Annotated in this window: 17 protein-coding genes; 6 read left to right on the top strand and 11 right to left on the bottom strand. The window is 53.8% G+C overall.

All coding sequences use genetic code 11. The annotated features are described in order from the left end of the window. Positions 1-19 precede the first annotated feature (19 nt). Positions 20-889 (top strand): arginase family protein, encoded by an 870-nt coding sequence (locus A6U95_RS23160; RefSeq protein ID WP_065686191.1) that lies wholly within the window; start codon positions 20-22, stop codon positions 887-889. A gap of 103 nt (positions 890-992) precedes the next feature. Here A6U95_RS23160 and A6U95_RS23155 read toward each other — a convergent pair whose 3' ends face one another. Both A6U95_RS23155 and A6U95_RS23150 read right to left on the bottom strand, forming a co-directional pair. Further along, positions 993-1958, bottom strand: coding sequence for a DMT family transporter (locus A6U95_RS23155; RefSeq protein ID WP_065686190.1), 966 nt, complete (start codon positions 1956-1958; stop codon positions 993-995). Between the two features lie 195 nt (positions 1959-2153). Next, positions 2154-3236 (bottom strand): Gfo/Idh/MocA family oxidoreductase, encoded by a 1083-nt coding sequence (locus tag A6U95_RS23150; protein ID WP_065686189.1) that lies wholly within the window; start codon positions 3234-3236, stop codon positions 2154-2156. Positions 3237-3366: 130 nt separating this feature from the next. Here A6U95_RS23150 and A6U95_RS23145 point away from each other — a divergent pair, with 130 nt between their 5' ends. Next, complete coding sequence (locus tag A6U95_RS23145) at positions 3367-4317, top strand: LysR substrate-binding domain-containing protein (RefSeq protein ID WP_065686188.1); 951 nt, start codon at positions 3367-3369, stop codon at positions 4315-4317. Positions 4318-4382: 65 nt separating this feature from the next. Here A6U95_RS23145 and A6U95_RS23140 read toward each other — a convergent pair whose 3' ends face one another. The 5 genes from A6U95_RS23140 to A6U95_RS23120 form a co-directional block, all read right to left on the bottom strand. After that, the gene (locus A6U95_RS23140; protein WP_065686187.1) at positions 4383-5207 is read right to left on the bottom strand and encodes an AraC family transcriptional regulator; all 825 of its coding nucleotides are present in this window, start codon (positions 5205-5207) and stop codon (positions 4383-4385) included. A 32-nt stretch (positions 5208-5239) separates the two neighbouring features. Beyond that, a complete protein-coding gene (locus A6U95_RS23135) occupies positions 5240-7108 on the bottom strand; it encodes a KUP/HAK/KT family potassium transporter (protein WP_065686186.1) in 1869 nt (622 codons plus the stop codon). A gap of 108 nt (positions 7109-7216) precedes the next feature. Then, positions 7217-8134 (bottom strand): alpha/beta hydrolase, encoded by a 918-nt coding sequence (locus A6U95_RS23130; protein WP_065686185.1) that lies wholly within the window; start codon positions 8132-8134, stop codon positions 7217-7219. Continuing rightward, positions 8121-9020, bottom strand: coding sequence for an alpha/beta hydrolase (locus tag A6U95_RS23125; protein ID WP_065686184.1), 900 nt, complete (start codon positions 9018-9020; stop codon positions 8121-8123). Before A6U95_RS23125 ends, A6U95_RS23130 begins: the two co-directional genes overlap by 14 nt. Before the next feature lie 15 nt (positions 9021-9035). Next, entirely contained in the window at positions 9036-10091 is a 1056-nt protein-coding gene (locus A6U95_RS23120; RefSeq protein WP_065686183.1) for a sugar phosphate isomerase/epimerase, read from the bottom strand. A 138-nt stretch (positions 10092-10229) separates the two neighbouring features. Here A6U95_RS23120 and A6U95_RS23115 point away from each other — a divergent pair, with 138 nt between their 5' ends. From A6U95_RS23115 to nudI, 4 genes are all read left to right on the top strand, one after another. Then, the gene (locus A6U95_RS23115) at positions 10230-10826 is read left to right on the top strand and encodes a TetR/AcrR family transcriptional regulator (protein ID WP_065686182.1); all 597 of its coding nucleotides are present in this window, start codon (positions 10230-10232) and stop codon (positions 10824-10826) included. Positions 10827-10914: 88 nt separating this feature from the next. Beyond that, positions 10915-11262 (top strand): metalloregulator ArsR/SmtB family transcription factor, encoded by a 348-nt coding sequence (locus tag A6U95_RS23110; RefSeq protein WP_065686181.1) that lies wholly within the window; start codon positions 10915-10917, stop codon positions 11260-11262. Between the two features lie 4 nt (positions 11263-11266). Beyond that, positions 11267-11800: an SRPBCC family protein gene (locus A6U95_RS23105; RefSeq protein ID WP_024531294.1), complete on the top strand. Its 534-nt coding sequence runs from the start codon at positions 11267-11269 to the stop codon at positions 11798-11800. 134 nt (positions 11801-11934) lie between these two features. Further along, positions 11935-12363: a nucleoside triphosphatase NudI gene (gene nudI, locus A6U95_RS23100; RefSeq protein ID WP_065686180.1), complete on the top strand. Its 429-nt coding sequence runs from the start codon at positions 11935-11937 to the stop codon at positions 12361-12363. Between the two features lie 213 nt (positions 12364-12576). Here the strand turns inward: nudI and A6U95_RS23095 are convergent, their stop codons facing one another. From A6U95_RS23095 to dcp, 4 genes are all read right to left on the bottom strand, one after another. Further along, a complete protein-coding gene (locus A6U95_RS23095) occupies positions 12577-13836 on the bottom strand; it encodes a NupC/NupG family nucleoside CNT transporter (protein ID WP_065686179.1) in 1260 nt (419 codons plus the stop codon). A gap of 115 nt (positions 13837-13951) precedes the next feature. Then, positions 13952-14890: a pseudouridine-5'-phosphate glycosidase gene (locus A6U95_RS23090; RefSeq protein WP_065686178.1), complete on the bottom strand. Its 939-nt coding sequence runs from the start codon at positions 14888-14890 to the stop codon at positions 13952-13954. After that, positions 14875-15978: a PfkB family carbohydrate kinase gene (locus A6U95_RS23085; RefSeq protein WP_065686177.1), complete on the bottom strand. Its 1104-nt coding sequence runs from the start codon at positions 15976-15978 to the stop codon at positions 14875-14877. The genes A6U95_RS23090 and A6U95_RS23085 overlap by 16 nt, the downstream gene beginning before the upstream one ends. 411 nt (positions 15979-16389) lie before the next feature. Continuing rightward, positions 16390-18552, bottom strand: a complete 2163-nt coding sequence (gene dcp, locus A6U95_RS23080; protein ID WP_065686176.1) for a peptidyl-dipeptidase Dcp — start codon at positions 18550-18552, stop codon at positions 16390-16392. Between the last annotated feature and the right edge of the window lie 176 nt (positions 18553-18728).

Below are 18728 nucleotides of genomic sequence, written 5' to 3'. Positions count from 1 at the left end.
CAATCGAGTAGGAGAAGTGATGGAATCTGAAAATAAGCATATCCGCGTGGTTTTCCCTATGTGGCAAGGGGGTAACAACCCCGCCTACCAGTTTGGTGCCGAACTGCTGGCATGGCTGGCACCGCACACCGACTCTCCTGTTATCCATATTCCTGTGACGCCGCCAGGCGAGCCGCTGGCGATAGAAGATGGCATAACCGGGCGCTCTCAAATCAAACAGCAGCTTGCTAGTGCCGAACAGCTCATTGCAGAACAGTCCCCAGACACCATTGCCGTATTGGGCGGCGACTGTCTTGTCGATCTGGTTCCCTTTGCCTGGCTGAGTGACAAATATCAGGAAGGGTTTGGCATACTCTGGATCGATACTCACCCTGATGTTATGACTCCGGCACAATTCCAACACTCCCATGCCCACGTGCTTGGTGCACTGATGGGAAACGGGGATGCGGATTTGACGTCAAAAGTCAGTACACCCGTTCCAGCATCAAAAATCATGATCACCGGTATTCACGGCACAACCCCTTATGAAACCGAGTTTTTGGCCAAACATTCGATTGCCACTTGCTCGCCTGAACAAGCGGCCAAAAGTACCGACAGCCTGAAAGCGTGGATCCAACGTGAGAACATAACGCATCTGGCCATTCATTTTGATCTGGACGCGCTGGATGAGAGGTCATTTAAATCTCTGCTGTTCCAGAACCCAGATGCGGATGAAAATGCCTTCGAAGGGATCGCTCGTGGAAAAATGACGCTGACGAACGTCGCCAAATGGATCGCCGACGCAGAGCAACTTACCGACATCGTCGGGCTGGGGATCACGGAGTTTTTCCCGTGGGATGCCATCAAACTCAAAGAATTGTTCAGGAAATTGCCGCTGATCGGTAAATAAGCCGTGAGATGGGCCGCCAGGGGTCCACTATGGCGGCAACGGGCGCACTGCGCAGAGTTTGCTCAATCTCTGACGCAGTCATCCCCATCAAATAAAAAATGTTTTATCCCCGTTCCTCTAACGCAACGACTACCGGTTCCAGCTTGATGCGCATAGCGTAAATCACCCCGATCATCAAACAGGCAATGCCACATAGCGTCATCAACGGCGGCCAGCTATGACGCAGCATAAAGGTATAGGCCAATCCAGCCAGGATCTCGAACACGATCAGCGGCCCAAGCAGCACCGTCGGTAAACGCTGGCTCGCCTCGTTCCAACACAACGTACCTAGCCAGGAACACAAGACGCCAATAGCAATCATCAACGGGATAAACACCTGCGGCCTTGGGCCAAACGGCAGCGCGAACTGCGGCTGTGTCAGCGCCAATTGCCCGCAAACCAGCACATAACCCACCAACGCCAAAGGTAAGGTCACAATCCCCTGCGCCGTGGCCCAGGTTGTGGGCCGTTTATCCGGGTTATCGCGTAGCCAACGCGCGTTACGCAGAGGGAACCAGGTCCAACACGCCACCGCTAATAGTGCCAACCCCAAGCCGCTGGTATAACGCCAGACATCAATAGGCTCGCTATTGCCTTGCAGTTCCGCAACGTTGACCAGCACCAGCCCCAGCGCAATCACCAGCAAGGCCGGAGTCAATTTTCGCCAGGAGAGACGGCCGTCGTGATGGCCGTAAAACAGATTGGCAGCGACCGATATCACCACCGGTAGCGTGCCGATAATCATGGTCGATACCGGCGCTCCGGTACGTTGGATCGCACTGGCCAGGCACAGGTAATACAGCAGATTGCCAATCGCGGTCAGTTTTAACGCCTCTAGCCAATCTTTAGCCAGCAGTTGACGCAGGCGGCGGCGATCCAGCCAGGCCAGCGGCAGCACGACAAGCCCAAAAGCCAGATAGCGCCCGGTGGATTGCAACGCGGCTGGATAGTCCGGCACCAATACCGGGCCAATAAATATCAGCCCCCACATCAACCCGGCAATCAGGGCAAACAACACACCGACAAACATAGTGACTCCATCATCAACAGCCATTCTCAAGTGGCTTAAGGATAGAGGCACGTGGGGGCAGAATATTGTACCAGGTTGCTGTTTTTAGAATGATGGCACGCTGCTAACTATGCATAGGGTCGAACATGCTCACCCCCTGGCCACGCTTGCCCGCCCATAATGTCTCCATTCTGAGCAGGCGATTGGAACAAAATCTCAGCTGAAGAAACGCTCAGAAGATTCAGTGATCCGATCGATTAAACGATGCTGGCGCAACGCATCTTCAAACGTAGTTGCTTCACTGGAGCCCCTCGCTTTGTCCCGGGCATAGGCCGCGTAGAGATAGGCCACATCCTGTGAACTGGCATCAAGATGAGAAACGGGTAAAAACGCATATTCTGCGGGGACAGTCAGAGGTTCAAATGTCTCAACGCCATTGCGCATTATCGCTATCGCGTTATCATCTTTATTCTCAAAACCACGCGCATTAGTAATACGCAGCACGCCTTCAGTGCCAGTGATATCAATCTGCAGGCCGGTACGATGTTTCTGGCCCCCCTCAAGCTGCACCGAGAACAGCCCACCGTCGGTAAGTGTCCCTATAACCATCACTTCATTTGGGCTGGTATAAGGCACTTTCTCACCGGTTTCCGCAATCGTGGTGACAGGAAACTGGTTTTCAGTAATTGCCGTCAGTTTTTGTGGGAAACCCACACCGTGGAACAACATATCGTGGAAGTGGCCGCCGTATATCGACAGTATTTCGGTGAAGTTAGCCGCATCCAGCGCCCATTTTGCAAACGCCGGCATGACCTCACCAAAAGCATCGACACCTACGGACATGCGTACCGCACGGATTTTACCGACGCAGTTTTGTTTTATCAGGTCGTGCCAGAAACGCGAGCTGGGAGAAAAGCGGCGCTGAAGGCCGACAATATGTTTAACCCCCTTTTCACGCGCCAGCGCCAGAATCTCTTCTGATTCTGCTGTGGTGGTGGAAAGAGGCCATTCGCTGTAGACATCCTTTCCTGCCTCAATGACCGCTTTCGCCAGACGGCCATGTTCAGGCGTCGGTGCCAACACCACAACCAGATCTACATCAGGATTAGCCAGCAGTTCTTCCGGGCTACCATAGGCCTGGCCGATGCCGAACTGAGCGGCATACTTCTCAACCTTTTCTTTATTACGCCCGGCCAGCGCCGTAATCTCAAAATCTTCCAGCGACTGAAGGGCCGGAATATGGCCATACCTTGCCCAACCGCCGGTACCAATAATACCTACGCGAATTTTGCTGCTCATGATGTTTCTCCTGTGTCTGTTTATCAGAACTCTGGGACGGTCTTAGTAAGCCGTCCGTTGGGTCGTGTTATGACGGTAATAATAAGCGGATATCCGCTTGCCATTGATGGGGCTGACTGGCATAACACAAATGACATATTTGTCAGCAATGATCGGGCAGAAACAAATGATGGAAAAAATGACCGGGCTGGAGGTGTTCATGCACGTGGCACAGACGAGAAGCTTCGTCGCCACCGGGCGGGTAAAAGGTATTTCATCATCCGCGGTCAGCAAGAGCATATCGAGGCTGGAAGAGCGCCTGGGCGTACGCCTTTTCCAGAGAAGTACACGCTCGGTGCGTCTGACATCTGAGGGCGAGGTTTTCCTGGAACGGTGTCACCGAATTTTCAGCGAAATTCAGGCCGCAGAAGATGAGATTTCAGCCATGACCGGTCAACCTCGCGGAAGGCTCCGTGTTGGACTGCCGCTAGCCGGAGGGTTGATGCTGCCGATGATTGCGCAATTTATGGAGCGTCATCCGCAGATTGAGCTTGATCTCGATTTTTCAGACAGATTATCTGATGTCATTGAGGACGGGATGGACGTTGTGATACGAGGGGGAGAACTGAGCGATTCCAGGTTGATATCACGTCGTCTGGGGTCATTCAGACTCTGCATTGTGGGTTCTGCTGAATACTTCGAGCGAAATGGAGCGCCATCCAGTCCGGATGAACTGTCCGGGCATGCCTGCTTTCACTATCGCTTCCCCAGTTCAGGGAAAGTTGCACAGTGGCCGTTTCAGCATGTAGGGGCAAGAAGTAGCGGAAAGGTCGCTCCCTTGACACTTGTCTGCAGCAGCCTCGACGTTCTGTTGTTTATGGTAAAAGAGGGGCGTGGTGTCGCCTGCTTGCCGGATTATTCGGTAAAAGATGAACTTGCCACCGGGGAACTGAAGACGGTGCTGGACAGCTTTATGGCTCCCGTAACGACCACTTTTCACATGCTCTGGCCCAGTACCCGCCAGATGACGCCAAAGGTACGCGTTTTTGTGGATTACATGGCGGATATTTTTGACAACTTCATGGTCCCCTCCAAGCGATAAGCCGCAGAACATAGTGTAAAAATACCGTTGGCAGCGTACTGGTATTCCGTTTGCCAAGTGTGCCCTTAACGCATCACCTGCTTTTGGTAGCGCGCAGGCGTGACACCGTAACGATTGACCAGGGCTTTGGTGAGATGTGCCTGATCGGTTAACCCCACAGCTACGGCCACCTGGGCCGCAGGCATTCCCCGCCCGAGCATCTGCTTGGCCTTCTCGAGCCGGATCGCCATCAGCATCTGATGTGGGGTGACATGGAATTGCGCTTTGAATTTACGTTGGAAATGATACGGGCTGAGCGAGACCAACGCTGCCAGATCGCTCAATGTGATCGGTGAAGCGAAGTTATCCCGCAGATACTCCTTCACTATCACCATACGATGAGCGGCTTCATTCTGCTGCGGCTGAGCAATACGCACGTGAGGACGGAAAACATCAACGACGGACAGCAGCAGGCTATCGAGCGCCAGCGTGTCCCGGGTTTGCCATAACGCCGCCAGCGTTTGCGAAAGCCGCTTGGCGGCCGCCGCATCATGGTGGATCACGTCGTGGAACCAGCAGCCCTTCTCACCGGAAATCCGCTCCAGCGCCGCAGGCTCCAGATAGATCATCCGATAGTTCCAACCGCCTGCCGTTTCCGCTTCACCGGTATGCAGCTCGTCCGGATTCATCAGCACCAAGGCACCCGGAGCGGCTAAATGTTGTGCCCCACGGTAGCGAAAACGCTCCGCACCGGCTTCCACCGTGCCGATGCCAAACGCATCATGGGAGTGTGGTTCAAATGCATAGCGATCGATATGGGCCTGATAAAGCTCCACGCCCGGCAACTGCGGCAAATGCCGGAACTGGGCGCGATCTTTCTCAAACGGAAACTGTTCTGGCACACCTTGCACTTCCCTGGCTCCTGTTATCTTTTAGGGCGGAATTAAACCGGTACGCGACGGCTGATTTCGACCACCTGATCGCTGGGTAGGTAATAATAATCGGTCACATGCATGCCGTTACGCACCATCAGTGCAAAGAGACTACGCTGCCACGCTGGCATCGCGCCACGGCCTTCACGTTTGACAATGGTTTCATGCCCCAGATAGTAGGTTACGTCGTTGAGATTAAAGCCGCACTGCTGCGCTTCCAGATGACGTAACAGCTGAGGAATGTTTGGCCGCTCCATAAAACCATAATGAGCGACGCCACGCCAGAAGTCGGGTGCCAGTTCGGTCATGGTTAACCGTTCTTCGTCGGCCACTCGCGGTACGTTTTGCACCTCGATACTCAATGCCAGCAAGTCGGTATGCAGCGAACCATTGCGTTTGACGTGCCATTTCATTACCGGCGGCGTGCCTCCCTGGGAGCGCGTCAGGAAGATCGCCGTGCCCGGTACCCGTGGGATAGCCTTTTGCTCAATCTCCGTCATAAAGGTGGTCACCGGCACCACTTTCTCGTCCAGGGTTTGCGAAGCAGACACCACGCCACGGTGCCAAATCAGCATCACGGCATACACCGCTGCGGCCAGTAACAGCGGCATATAGCCGCCCTCCAACACCTTACTCATGTTGGCAACCAGGAAACTGAGATCGACGATGAAGAAGCCCCCTGCCACTATCAGGCTGGTCGCCAGGCTCCATTGCCACACTTCGCGCATGGCGACAAACAACAACCCCGTAGTCATGATCATGGTCAGGGAAACGGCGATCCCGTAAGCCGCCGCCAGATTATCGGAGGATTTGAAAAACACCGCCAGGAACACCGTTACCGCCATCAATAACCAGTTGATCGCGCCAATGTAGATCTGCCCGTAGCTCTCTTCGGTGGTTTGTTTAACCCGTAAACGCGGTAACCACCCCAGTTGGATGGCCTGACGCGTCATGGAAAACGCACCGCTGATAATGGCCTGGCTGGCGATAATGGTGGCTAGCGTGGCCAAAATAACCAGCGGGATCTGCAGTACGGGTGGGCACAGGCGGAAGAAGATGTTTTGTGTCACATCTGCACCGGACAAGATCAAGGCCGCCTGCCCCGCATAGTTCAGTAGCAGGCTGGGGAAGACGATAGCAAACCAGGCCAGCCAGATAGGCTTTTTACCAAAGTGCCCCATATCGGCATACAGCGCTTCCGCACCGGTCACGCAGAGGAAGACCCCGCCGAGCACCAGAAAGCTGACCATCCCGTTGGAGAACAGAAACTCGACGCCATACATCGGATTGATCGCCATCAGCACCGCTGGGTGTTGGATAATGCCCCAAATGCCCAGCGCAGCAATCACCGCAAACCACAGCGCCATAATCGGCCCGAACACTTTACCGATGCGGGCCGTGCCCAGCGCCTGAATGGCAAACAGACTCACCAGGATCGCCACGGTTGCGGGCAGAATATAAGGCTTGGACTGTGGTAAGACGATGTTCAACCCTTCCAACGCTGAAAGCACCGAAATCGCCGGGGTAATGGCCCCATCGCCGTAGATGAGTGCTGCACCAAACAGCCCGGCAAATACCACCACCGGTCGAGTGCTCTTCTTACTGACCAGCAACGACATCAGCGCCAGGATGCCGCCTTCGCCGTTGTTATCGATACGCATAGCGAAGGTGGCGTATTTTACCGAGGTGACGATCACCAAGGTCCAGAAAATCAGCGACAGCAACCCGAGGATCACCGCTGGTGTTGGTGCATCCCCAGACAGGAACAGCACGGTTTTCAGGGTATACAGCGGGCTGGTACCAATATCGCCAAATACCACACCCAGAGCACCGCCTGCCATCAGCGTCAGGCTGCTCTTGTTACTACCTTCGGCGGACATTGCATCTTCCTTAACTGTTTGATCGGACAAGGTGAGTCTTACGTAACAAGGATAGTGCAAAACAACACAAACAGGTCTATTGCCCTGCCTTCCTTGGCGGGCAACAAATTAAGGCAATGCCTCCAGCGCAGTAAATAAAACCTGGGCAGCCGGAGTCAAACCGGTCATATGTATACAAGCATGCACCATCCCAGGCAAACGCTGGCAATTCACGTTAACGCCTGCTTCTTGCAGTCGCTGCGCATAGCGTTCACCTTCATCCCGCAGCGGATCGTATTCGCATACCAGGATCGTCGCTGGTGGTAAACCTGCCAACGTTGACGCATACCAAGGAGAAGCGTAAGGCTCCCGAGAGTCGGTATCCTGCCCAAGGTAGTTTGCCCAGCACCACCCCATGATCTCTTGTGTCAGGTAGTAACCTTCGCCATAAGCGGCAAAGCTGGGCATCGCCATCTCGCTATCCAATGCAGGGTAAAGCAGGTATTGATGTTCTACTGCAGGCCCTGACCGATCTCTTGCAATCAGAGCGGCCGCAGCCGCCAGGTTCCCCCCCGCACTATCCCCGCCAAGCGCAATTCGCAGAGGGTCAATGCCGATTTGCGCTGCTTGTTCCGAGGCCCAACATAGCACCTGATAAACGTCATGCAACGGCGTCGGGAAAGGGTATTCCGGTGCCAGGCGATAGTCGACAGACAGGATCACTCGCCCAGTGGCATTGGCCAACGCGCGGCAAGGCCCATCGTAAACGTCAAGCGAGCCCAGACACCATCCGCCGCCGTGAGCGAACACCATCGCCGGAAGCGGTATTTTCTCCAGTGCATTAAGGGGAATATAACCGCGCACGGTAATAGTTTGCCCACCGCCAACCAGGATATGGAACTCAATTATTTTCTGGACGGGCTGGAGTGCACCCTGCAAGCGCTGTAACCCAACTGCCGTCTGCGCACGTAGCTCCTCCAATGAAGATGGTGCGGGCGCATCGTCCTGTTGCTGCAAAAATAGCGCGATCTGCTTATCCAACGGCATGGGCTTTACCCTCCTGTAAAAAAGGCAGGATCAGGGCGATAAATTCCTCGTGGCACTCCTCGGTAATGAAATGTCCACAGCCAGGCACCACTTCCCCTTGGAGTTGATGAGCCTTGCCCTGCAAGGTAAGGAATGGCGCATCGCGGGTAGCATGCTCTGCGCCAATCGTCATTACTGACATCGTTAGGGGCATTTTAGCCCGTTGTTGGTTTTGTCGAATGGTCTCCGGTATGGCCCGATAATAATCAAAACCGGCCCGCAAGCTACCAGGCACCGAGTAAGCCGCGATATAGGTTTCTGCGGCAACTCGATCGCGGCGGTAAGACCAGCGGTTGAAAATGTACCCCAGATACTCAGCCTCTCGGCCGGTGGTCAAGGCTTCGGGCAGGTCGGTTAGCTGGTTAAACATAAAATGCCACAGGAAGATGTTGTCCTCGGCGGGAACAAAGATCGGCGGTGCCTCTGCCAAGCCGGGGATCACCGCTTCGGTCAGCACCAGTCTGCTAACCGCATGAGGGTAATCGCTTGCCAACGCATAACCCAACCACATGCCAATATCATGGCCGATCACCGCATAGCGCTGATGCCCCAGTTGCGCCATGACCTGATGGAGTTTTTCGGCAACGCTGCCGGTGTCATAACCGCCGAGGGGTTTGTCCGAGTCTCCAATACCAGGAGGATCTACAGCAATAGCCTGAAAGCCCGCATTAGCTAACGCCTGCATGACGTAACGCCAGGTGTACCAGGTTTGTGGCCAGCCAGGGATCAGCAGCACCGGTTGCCCACTTCCGGCGATGGCGCAGTGAATACGGTGGCCGTTGATTTTAATATAGACGTGTTCGGCCTCGAGCCCATTGGATAATGGCCCGTGAGTCAGCATAGTCATAAGGTGCTCCGGAGGTTAGCGAATGCCCAGCAAGGCGTTGATTTGTTGTTGGTTGACCGGCGCACCGGCAAAGTCATCGAACACTTTATCCGTGATCGGAATAATATGGTTGCGGATAAACGCAGCTCCTTCTTCCGCCCCGGTTTGCGGATGCTTCAGGCAGCATTCCCATTCGAGCGTGGCCCAACCGGCATAATCGTACTGCGTCAGCTTGGAGAAGATGCCTTTAAAGTCTACCTGCCCATCCCCTAATGAACGGAACCGCCCCGCCCGATCCGCCCAGGACTGATAGCCGCCATAAATCCCCTGCCGACCACTTGGATTGAACTCCGCGTCCTTAACGTGAAACATACGGATATGATCTTTATAGATATCAATAAATTCCAGATAGTTGAGCTGTTGCAACACGAAATGGCTGGGATCGAACAGCATTTGGCAGCGTGGATGAGCCGCAACGCGCTGATGGAACATTTCAAAGGTAATGCCATCATGCAGATCTTCGCTGGGGTGGATCTCATAGCACAGGTTGATGCCCTGCTCATCACAGGCGTCGAGCACGGGTAACCACCGTTTGGCCAGCTCATCGAAGGCCGTTTCAATCAGCCCTGCTGGCCGTTGCGGAAATGGAAACAGATAAGGCCAAGCCAACGAACCGGAGAAGGTGCCCATTTCAGTCAGGCCTAAGCGTGCAGAAGCTTTTGCCGCCAGCAGCAGGTTTTCTTTGGCCCAAAGCGTTCGCCCTTGCGGATCGCCACGCAGCCCCTCCGGTACAAAGCTATCGCATAGCGCATCGTAGGCTGGATGCACCGCCATCAGTTGCCCGAAAATATGCGTGGTCAATTCGCTGACCACCAGGCCGTGCTGCGCCAGCATGCCAGTGATGTCATCGCAATAACTTTGACTTTCCGCCGCCGTTTTCACATCAAACAAACGGCTATCCCACGCGGGGATCTGCAAAGCTTTAAAGCCGGTCTCTTTTGCCCAGGCGGCAATCGCTGGCAGGCTGTTGAACGGAGGAACTGCATCACTAAATTGGGCAAGGTGCAGGCTGGGGCCTTTGATCGTTTTCATCGTCTTTCCTATTGTTTGTCGATTGACAAACAATAGGCTTAAATCCAATTATCGGCAAGAGGATTTTGAAATTCGTTGGCGTTATCCGCCATTTAAGCGATCCTGTAGCCCGCAGCAATATCACCGGAGAAGATGACGATGGCAGGCAGACCCAGAGAGTTCGATCGTGAACAGACCCTATTGCAAGCACGTGACTTATTTTGGCGACAGGGATTTGAAGGCACCTCAATGTCCGACCTGGTGGCCGAACTGGGCATTGCCTCGGCGCGGATCTACAAAGCCTTTGGTTCGAAAGAGCGACTGTTTCGTGAAGCAATAGCACACTACGAAGCCCACGAAGGCGGCTTTGCCGAGCGTGCGTTCGAAGAAAAAGCCAGTGTGCGTGAAGCCATCAAACAAATGCTAAACGACGCGGTTGCCCTCTACAGCCACGGTGATCTTCCCCAAGGATGCATGGTGGTTTCATCTGCGGTCAGCGTCAGTGAAGAAAATCAGGGTGTCAGGCACTGGTTGATGGAACACCGCCAACAGCGCACCCAAGGCATTATCGACAGATTACAGGCTGCGATTGAGGCTGGTGAACTGCCCGCCAACACCGATGCAGAGAGCCTTGGCGATTATTTTGCGGCGTTCCTGCATGGCTTGTCCGTTCAGGCTCGGGATGGCGTGAGCCGTGCCCGGCTGGAAAAAGCGGTGAATGTCGCCCTTACTATGCTCGATCGTTCTCCGGCGTAACGCCTTACCCACACTTTTATTGTGACAAGGTTAAAAAATATTCAACAAACCGGTTGAGTATTGACGTTGACGTTCTATATTTAACCATATGGTTAAATTATCTTCCTCACCGCTGGACGCCATTTTCCACGCACTGGCCGACCCGACAAGGCGCGCCATTCTGCGCACATTGGCCGAAGGCGAACACAGCATCGGTGAACTGGCTGCGCCGTTCGAGATGTCGTTTGCCGGAGCTTCCAAGCATATCAAAGCGCTGGAGCTTGCCGGGCTGGTGCAACGCACCGTGCAGGGAAGAAACCATATCTGCCGGCTCGCTCCCGAGCCAATGGTGCAGGCCATGCAGTGGCTGCAAACCTACGAACATTTCTGGAATGAGCGGCTGGACGCGCTAGAACAAGCGCTGTTGCAGACTGACTCGCATCCTCCGACGGAGTGAACCCATGAACGACTACGGTATGATTATTGAAACCGGTACGCTGCGGATCCAGCGGCTGCTGCCCGGCCCGCTCAAACGCGTCTGGGCCTACCTGATCGAATCCGATAAACGTGCCAGCTGGCTGGCCGCCGGTGAGATGCCCATGCAGGTCGGGGCCAAAATCGAGCTACTGTTCTGCAATGCCGATTTGGCCGGTGAGGATGAAAAACCGCCGGCAAAATACAAATCCTGTGCCGGTAAAATCGCCCAGATGGGGCATATCACCTGCATTCTGCCACCGCGCCTGGTGAGCTTTACCTGGGCAGAAACAGGGGAAGCCCGCCCTTCTGAAGTCACTATTGAACTGACCGAGCAAGAGGATAAGGTGCTGTTGACTCTTACCCATCGCCGTCTGGCCAACCGCGATACCCTGCTCAGCGTTGCCAGCGGCTGGCATACTCATCTGGATCTGCTGGCCGATCGCCTGCTGGAGCGGACACCAAGCCCATTCTGGGCCTCAATGAGCCGGTTGGAAGACGAGTACCGGGCCAAACTGTAAGCCAGCGGGATGAGGATCGCGGTTCTCATCCCCGTTACCGCTCAAAGCCGGAAGATGAGAATTTAAAACTCCGACCTGGTGACTGGCGTATAATGCGTTGCACCAATATGATGCCCTTGAAACATGGAGTTACGATGCGTCAACGTATTATTGTTTGCCCGTTAATTGAAAACGATAACGCCTATCTGCTGTGCAAAATGGCGGCCCATAAAGGGGTGTTCCCCGGTCAGTGGGCGCTATCCGGCGGCGGGACCGAGCCAGGAGAAACCATCGAGGAGGCGTTGCGTCGTGAAGTAAGTGAAGAACTGGGTAGCGATCTGGTGCTGGACCGCATTCAACCCTGGACGTTTCGCGATGACGTGCGGGTAAAGACCTACGAAGACGGCAGCAAAGAACAAATCTATATGATTTACCTGATTTTTGATTGCCATGCCGCCAACCGCACCATCACGCTTAATGATGAGTTCGAAGAATATGCCTGGGTGCGGAAGGAAGAACTGGCCAGCTACGATCTGAACGAAGCGACCCGATTCACTCTGCGCCAGCGTGGGTTGTTGGAGTAGTGATGCCCCTCACCCTAACCCTCTCCCACAGGGAGAGGGAACCGATCGAGTTCGTTGATTGTCTTGAGTAAAACCGTGCCTTTCTTGTTTTTATTCCCTACTTCCCGAAGCTGCACAACCTCATCCAAAAAGCCGTGCAGCTCCCTCGCCTACGGGAAAGGATTGGGGTGAAGGGCAATCGAGGACGGATTAGCCTGCAATTGCCCCGGTTCTTCAAATCCCCCCTAACCCGATAAACAACCCGGCAATGGTGGCGCTCATCAGGTTGGACAGCGTCGCCGCCAACAGGGCCCGGAACCCTAACTGGGCAATTTCCGAGGCCCTTTCCGGCACCACCGCACTGAATGCCCCCACTACCACGGCAATCGAACCAAAATTGGCAAAACCGCACAGTGCGAACGAAATCACCGCGATGGTTTTCGGATCGAGTAACATCGCGCTTTCTTTCAGGTAAGGAGAGAAGCTGAGGTAGGCAACAAACTCGTTAATTGCCAGTTTCTGGCCAATCAGCCCCCCTGCCAGATCGGCATGTTCCCAGCTCACGCCCATGATGTAGGCTAACGGAGCAAACAGATAGCCCAGCAGGCTTTGCAGGCTGACGCTTTCAACGCCAAACAGGCCGCCAACGCCCCCGATAATGCCGTTGATCAACGCGATCAGCGCGACGAAGGCCATCACTACCGTGGCAACCCCCACCGCAATTTTCAGCCCCAACATCGCACCGTTAGCCGCTGCTTCGATTATGCTGGCGGGCCGTTTATCGCTGAATGACATTTCGCTGAACTCAACGCGGGAAGGCTCCGTCGCCGGGCTGAGCAAACGGGCGAACAGGATCCCCCCAGGGATAGCCATCAGCGAGGCCGCCAGCAGATACTCGATGGGGACGCCCAAACCGGCATAACCAACCAGCATCGAACCGGCAATCGAGGCCATGCCGCTACAGATCACCGTGAACAGTTCATTGCGGTTCATGTTTTTAACAAACGGCTTCAACACCGCAGGCAGCTCATTTTGCCCCAGGAAAATGGTGGTGACGGCGGCAAAGGACTCCACCTTGCTGATATTCATAAGCCGCTGGAAGACATAGCCAAGGATATTGATCACCCACTTCATCACCCCAAGATAATATAAAATAGAAATCAACGAGGTGATAAAGATGATGGCGGGTAGCACGTGAAAAGCGAACACAAAACCTGAGCCATCGAAAAGCTCATTCATTTTCGGCCCAACCAGGCCGCCAAAAATAAATGCGCTCCCCGCATCGCTGTACGAAATCACACGATTGACACCACTGGCAATGGCGTTAATTAACCATTTGCCTGCGGGGACATACAGCATAATAGCGCCAAGCAATACCTGAAGTAACAATGCCGCACCGACCGTGCGCAAACTTATTTTTCTTTTATTGACGGAAAACACAAAGCCGATTAATAACAGGATCGACATACCTGCAAGACTGCGCAACAACTCCATAAGGCCCCCTTCTATTTTGTTTATTTCCTTCTTTACTCGGCAAACGGCAATAGCCTGCCGCCTGCCGAGGCAGAAGTGTTTTATCAAGGACAAACGTAGAGTGCTAATTTAAGCGTTAAGCGCAATTTAGCTGATAATGACCCGCGATCTTGGCTGCCAACTCGGCATTATTAAACACCAGCTGAATATTGGCCTGCAGGCTATCGCCGCCGGTCAATTCAGCGACTCTGGCCAGCAGGAATGGCGTACTCTCCTTGCCGGACACACCCTGCTCCACGGACTCCTGAACAGCCTGCTCAATGGCCTGATTGATCTTCTCTTCAGACATGGCGTACTGCTCTGGGATTGGGTTGGCAATCACCATCCCGCCCTGCAAGCCAGCAGCCCACTTGGCGGCCATTGCCCGCGCGATTTCCTGCGGCGTATCCAGGCGCACGCTAACGGAATAAGGGCTGGTACGGCTGAAGAATGCGGGCAGACTATCGGTGCCATAACCCACCAGAGGCACGCCGTGGGTTTCCAGATATTCGGTGGTTAAACCAAGATCCAGAATCGATTTGGCACCGGCGCAAATCACCGCCACATTGGTTTGTGCCAATTCCTGTAAATCGGCTGAAATATCAAACGTCTGCTGTGCTCCACGGTGTACACCGCCAATCCCGCCGGTGGCGAATACGCTGATCCCGGCCAGTTCGGCAATGATCATGGTAGAAGCCACGGTAGTTGCGCCGTTTTTGCCACTGGCAATCACAAACGGCAAGTCGCGGCGACTCACTTTGGCGACCCGGTGCCCTTCGCGGCCCAGCGTTTCTATCTCATCATGGGATAGCCCCGCCTTCATCCGCCCATTGATCACCGCAATGGTCGCTGGTATCGCCCCGTTGGCACGGATCTTTTCCTCTACCTGTAAGGCGGTTTCAACGTTTTGCGGGTAAGGCATGCCGTGGGAAATAATCGTCGATTCCAACGCCACCACCGGCCGATTTTCGGCCAAGGCTAGCGCCACTTCAGGCGCGATATCCAGATATTGATGAGTGATTAGGCTATTTTGCATGATTGTAATTCCAAAAGTTTTTGAACGCTGCCTTGCGACAGGTTCGGGTTATTGGTGAACTCAGAGGCCAGGGTCATTGCCGAACAGCCCTGGGCAAAACGGATACTGTGATCGAGTGGGAAATCCTCAAGCCAGCAACTCACCAGCCCCGCCATCATGGCATCCCCGGCTCCAGTGACGTTGACGACCTGAGTCGTCAGCGGTGCCGACCAACCGTGCTGGCCGTCCACTTCGCTGAAATACACGCCGTGGCTACCCATACTCAACGCTAAACGCTGCACGCCTTGCTGGTGGAACCATTGGGCGACTGCCGGTGCATCGCTTGCCTGGGATATTTTCATCCCACTGAGGATTTCTGCCTCAATCCGATTTGGCTTCAACGTATGGATATGCGAGAGCCAGTTTTTGATTTTTGGCGCTTTAAAAGCGGAAACCGTATCGACAAATACCGGTACATTACCGGCATTGCTAAATAACCAGGCTAACGCGTCTTCGGTCAGGTTGCAGTCCAGCACCAATACGCCACTGTGCTGAATTAAATCCTTGGAATGGGACAACAGCGCTGGAGTCAATTTTTCCAGGATGCGCATATCATTGATAGCGACCAGCATTTCACCATTGCCATCCAGCAACGAAACGTAGGTCGAGGTATTTTCACCATGCAGTCGGTGGCAATTATCCACATTAACGCCCGCCAATTTCGCCTGTTCCAGCAGCGTAGTGCCGTAGAAATCGTCGCCAACCACGGAAACCAGGTGGCATTCGGCACCTAATAACGCAATATTTTGCGATATATTTCGGCCAACACCTCCCGGGGTACACTTTATTTTCCCTGGGTTGGAGTCTTCATAAACCAGCTGCGTATTGGCATAACCACAAACATCCATATTGACCGAACCAACGGTGACCACATAGCGGTGTTCGGAGAGAATATAGCCTTTACCTTTAATATAGCCTTTATTCATCAAATTCATGATGTGGCCTGCCACACCAGAACGGCTAATACCTAGAATATCGGCGATTTCGTGTTGTTGAATCAACGGGTCCCGCCGAAGGAGTTGCAGTATCTGTTTTTCCCGGTTGGTCATAATTAACACTTGTTTGTTTTTGAACAGGTGTTTGTTTTAAATCGGAACCCGACAACAGTAAAGCGGCAACTATCGGAGTTGAGATTATGATCGTAACTTGTCGCTACGCCGTTTTCAGCGGTTAATTTGTGACGTTAATCATATTAACCCAGGCTTAACACGTTTTTTCTTATGGCTTTTCGGCGGGGGCAAAATTTTGTGCTGAAGATAAACTCATTAAAACAATGGGATGGATTTTGCCGTTATTTAAACCAACACGTGTTGGTAACCCTGTTAATTAAAAGGATTAATCTCACTACGGTTAATTTCGGTTGCATAGAAAAACGATCGGCCTCACACAATTCTCTTTCAGGGCATCGATTATAACCATCCGAGAGCAGTCACCTGCCCTCGGAGAGCGTTAAACGGTAGTTACTTATCCTTCAGCCCGCGGTTGATCAGCATCGGTTCAATGCTCGGCTCTTGCCCACGCCATTTAACGTACAGCTTTTCCAGATCCTGACTGTTGCCCTGTGACAACACCTGCTCGCGGAAACGCTGGCCATTCTCTGCCGTTAATCCGCCGTTATCGCTGAACCATTGGAAGGCGTCATCTGCCAACATCTCCGTCCACAGATAGGCGTAATAACCGGCGGCATAGCCGTTGCCCCAGATATGCTGGAAATAGCTGGAGCGATAGCGTGGTGGCACATAGCTGAGGTCGATCTTGTCCTGGCTCAGCGATGCGGCCTCGAACTTGTCCACGTCCTGCTGCGGTTGCTCGGCGCCCAGCATGTGCCAATGCATATCCAGCAGCGCGGCGGCCAACAGCTCGGTCATGGCGTAGCCCTTGTTGAACTTGTCGGCCTTGTTGATTTTATCGACCAACACCTGCGGCATCGCCTCACCCGTTTGGTAATGCTTGGCAAAGTGGGCAAATACCTGCGGATCGCTGACCCAGTGCTCGTTAAACTGCGACGGGAACTCGACAAAATCGCGGGCAGTGTTGGTGCCCGACAGGCTTGGATATTGCTGATCGGCAAACATGCCGTGCAGCGCATGCCCAAACTCGTGGAACATGGTGATCACGTCGTCATAGGACAGCAACGCCGGTTGACCCGCTGCGGGTTTGGTGAAGTTGGAGACGTTGTAAATCACCGGCTTGGTACCGTTGAGTTTGGACTGCTCAACGAAGTTGCTCATCCAGGCACCGCCGCCCTTGTTGTCACGCTTAAAGAAATCGGTGTAGAACAGCGCCAGAGACTGGCCGTCTTTATCAAATACTTCGTATACCCGCACGTCCGGATGATAAACCGGGATATCTTTGCGCTCTTTAAAGCTGATGCCGTACAGCAAATTGGCGGCGTAGAATACGCCGTTATGCAGCACGTTGTTCATCTCAAAGTAAGGCTTGATCTGTGATTCATCCAGATCGTACTTCTCTTTACGCACCTGTTCGGCATAGAACTGCCAATCCCAGGCGGCCAGCTTAAAACCGCCGTTTTGCCGATCGATCACTGCCTGAATGTCTTTGGCCTCACGCTCTGCCCGGGCCGTGGCGGCAGGCACGATATTACGCATAAACGCCAACGCCGCATCCGGAGTTTTCGCCATCTGATTTTGCAACTTCCAGGCGGCATAGTTCGGGAAACCCAGCAGTTTGGCCTGCTCGGCACGCACTTTAGCTAACCGCGCCAGGGTTTGGCGGGTATCGTTGGCGTCATTTTTTTCTGCACGGTTGATCGAAGCTTCGAACAACTTGTGACGAGTATCGCGATCTTGCAGGTTTTGCAAATCAGGCTGTTGCGTGGTGTTTTGCAACACCAACAGCCATTGCTTATCCAGCTTACGTTCACTGGCCGCCTGCGCTGCTGCCGCCAACTCACCCTCTGAAAGCCCGGCCAGCAGGGTTTTATCCGTTATTGCCAACGCACCGTTTTTGCTGGCAGCCAGTAATTTATTGGTGAACTGAGTGCTCAACGTCGCCGCTTCCTGGTTTAACGCTTTCAGTTGGGTTTTATCCGCGTCCGAAAGATTGGCCCCGGCCAGCACATAGTTCTTGTAGGTAACCTCTACCAGCCGCAGGGACTCGGCGTCCAAGTTGAGGCTATCACGCCGATCGTAAATCGCCTTGATGCGCGCAAACAGTTTGCTGTTCAGCATGATGGCATCGTCTAACGCCGCCAGCTTCGGTGAGGTTTCTTCATCCAGCTTTTGCAGTGCGTCGCTGGTGTTGGCGGAGGTCATAGCGCCGAACACGTTCATGGTGCGCGTCAGCAGGGCGCCACTTTTTTCCAGCGCCACGAAGGTGTTGTCGAACGTAGGCTCAGCCGGGTTATTGGCGATCTTTTCGACTTCTGCCAGTTTCTGCTGGATACCGGCGGCAATGGCCGGCGCATAATCGCTTTCGCTGATGACATCAAAACGCGGGGCCTGGAATGGTAACTGACTGGCGGCAAAGAACGGGTTTTCTCCCTGCTTATCCTGTTTAACTTCTCCGGCCACTTTCGCCTCCTTTGTCTGGGTATTGGTTTCTGCCAGCGCGGGCGTGCTTAACGCAACGCCGATCGCCAGTACCAGGGTTGATAAACGCATCAAATCGAAACTCCTCCATGTCTTAATGTAGGGACGCTGCGTCCAATTGGATAGAAGCTGTAAATTCAGCAACATAGCCTAGCTTAGGCTCAGATGGTCGTTTGAGCAAAAATAACTGGAAATTTCTCAACAGGCTAGCGGCTGCATACTGCGGGGGGAGAACAAAGAAAAAACGC

It is taken from the genome of Serratia sp. 14-2641 (genome assembly GCF_001692375.1).
GTDB lineage: Bacteria > Pseudomonadota > Gammaproteobacteria > Enterobacterales > Enterobacteriaceae > Chania > Chania fonticola_C.
This window is presented reverse-complemented; position numbering and strand designations above follow the sequence as displayed.

Bases quoted from the DNA above. Each gene is read 5' to 3' on its own strand.
- A6U95_RS23160 (WP_065686191.1), top strand. From the start codon at position 20: ATGGAATCTGAAAATAAGCATATCCGCGTGGTTTTCCCTATGTGGCAA.
- A6U95_RS23155 (WP_065686190.1), bottom strand. From the start codon at position 1,958: ATGTTTGTCGGTGTGTTGTTTGCCCTGATTGCCGGGTTGATGTGGGGG.
- A6U95_RS23150 (WP_065686189.1), bottom strand. From the start codon at position 3,236: ATGAGCAGCAAAATTCGCGTAGGTATTATTGGTACCGGCGGTTGGGCA.
- A6U95_RS23145 (WP_065686188.1), top strand. From the start codon at position 3,367: ATGACATATTTGTCAGCAATGATCGGGCAGAAACAAATGATGGAAAAA.
- A6U95_RS23135 (WP_065686186.1), bottom strand. From the start codon at position 7,108: ATGTCCGCCGAAGGTAGTAACAAGAGCAGCCTGACGCTGATGGCAGGC.
- A6U95_RS23130 (WP_065686185.1), bottom strand. From the start codon at position 8,134: ATGCCGTTGGATAAGCAGATCGCGCTATTTTTGCAGCAACAGGACGAT.
- A6U95_RS23125 (WP_065686184.1), bottom strand. From the start codon at position 9,020: ATGACTATGCTGACTCACGGGCCATTATCCAATGGGCTCGAGGCCGAA.
- A6U95_RS23120 (WP_065686183.1), bottom strand. From the start codon at position 10,091: ATGAAAACGATCAAAGGCCCCAGCCTGCACCTTGCCCAATTTAGTGAT.
- A6U95_RS23115 (WP_065686182.1), top strand. From the start codon at position 10,230: ATGGCAGGCAGACCCAGAGAGTTCGATCGTGAACAGACCCTATTGCAA.
- A6U95_RS23110 (WP_065686181.1), top strand. From the start codon at position 10,915: ATGGTTAAATTATCTTCCTCACCGCTGGACGCCATTTTCCACGCACTG.
- A6U95_RS23105 (WP_024531294.1), top strand. From the start codon at position 11,267: ATGAACGACTACGGTATGATTATTGAAACCGGTACGCTGCGGATCCAG.
- nudI (WP_065686180.1), top strand. From the start codon at position 11,935: ATGCGTCAACGTATTATTGTTTGCCCGTTAATTGAAAACGATAACGCC.
- A6U95_RS23095 (WP_065686179.1), bottom strand. From the start codon at position 13,836: ATGGAGTTGTTGCGCAGTCTTGCAGGTATGTCGATCCTGTTATTAATC.
- A6U95_RS23090 (WP_065686178.1), bottom strand. From the start codon at position 14,890: ATGCAAAATAGCCTAATCACTCATCAATATCTGGATATCGCGCCTGAA.
- A6U95_RS23085 (WP_065686177.1), bottom strand. From the start codon at position 15,978: ATGACCAACCGGGAAAAACAGATACTGCAACTCCTTCGGCGGGACCCG.
- dcp (WP_065686176.1), bottom strand. From the start codon at position 18,552: ATGCGTTTATCAACCCTGGTACTGGCGATCGGCGTTGCGTTAAGCACG.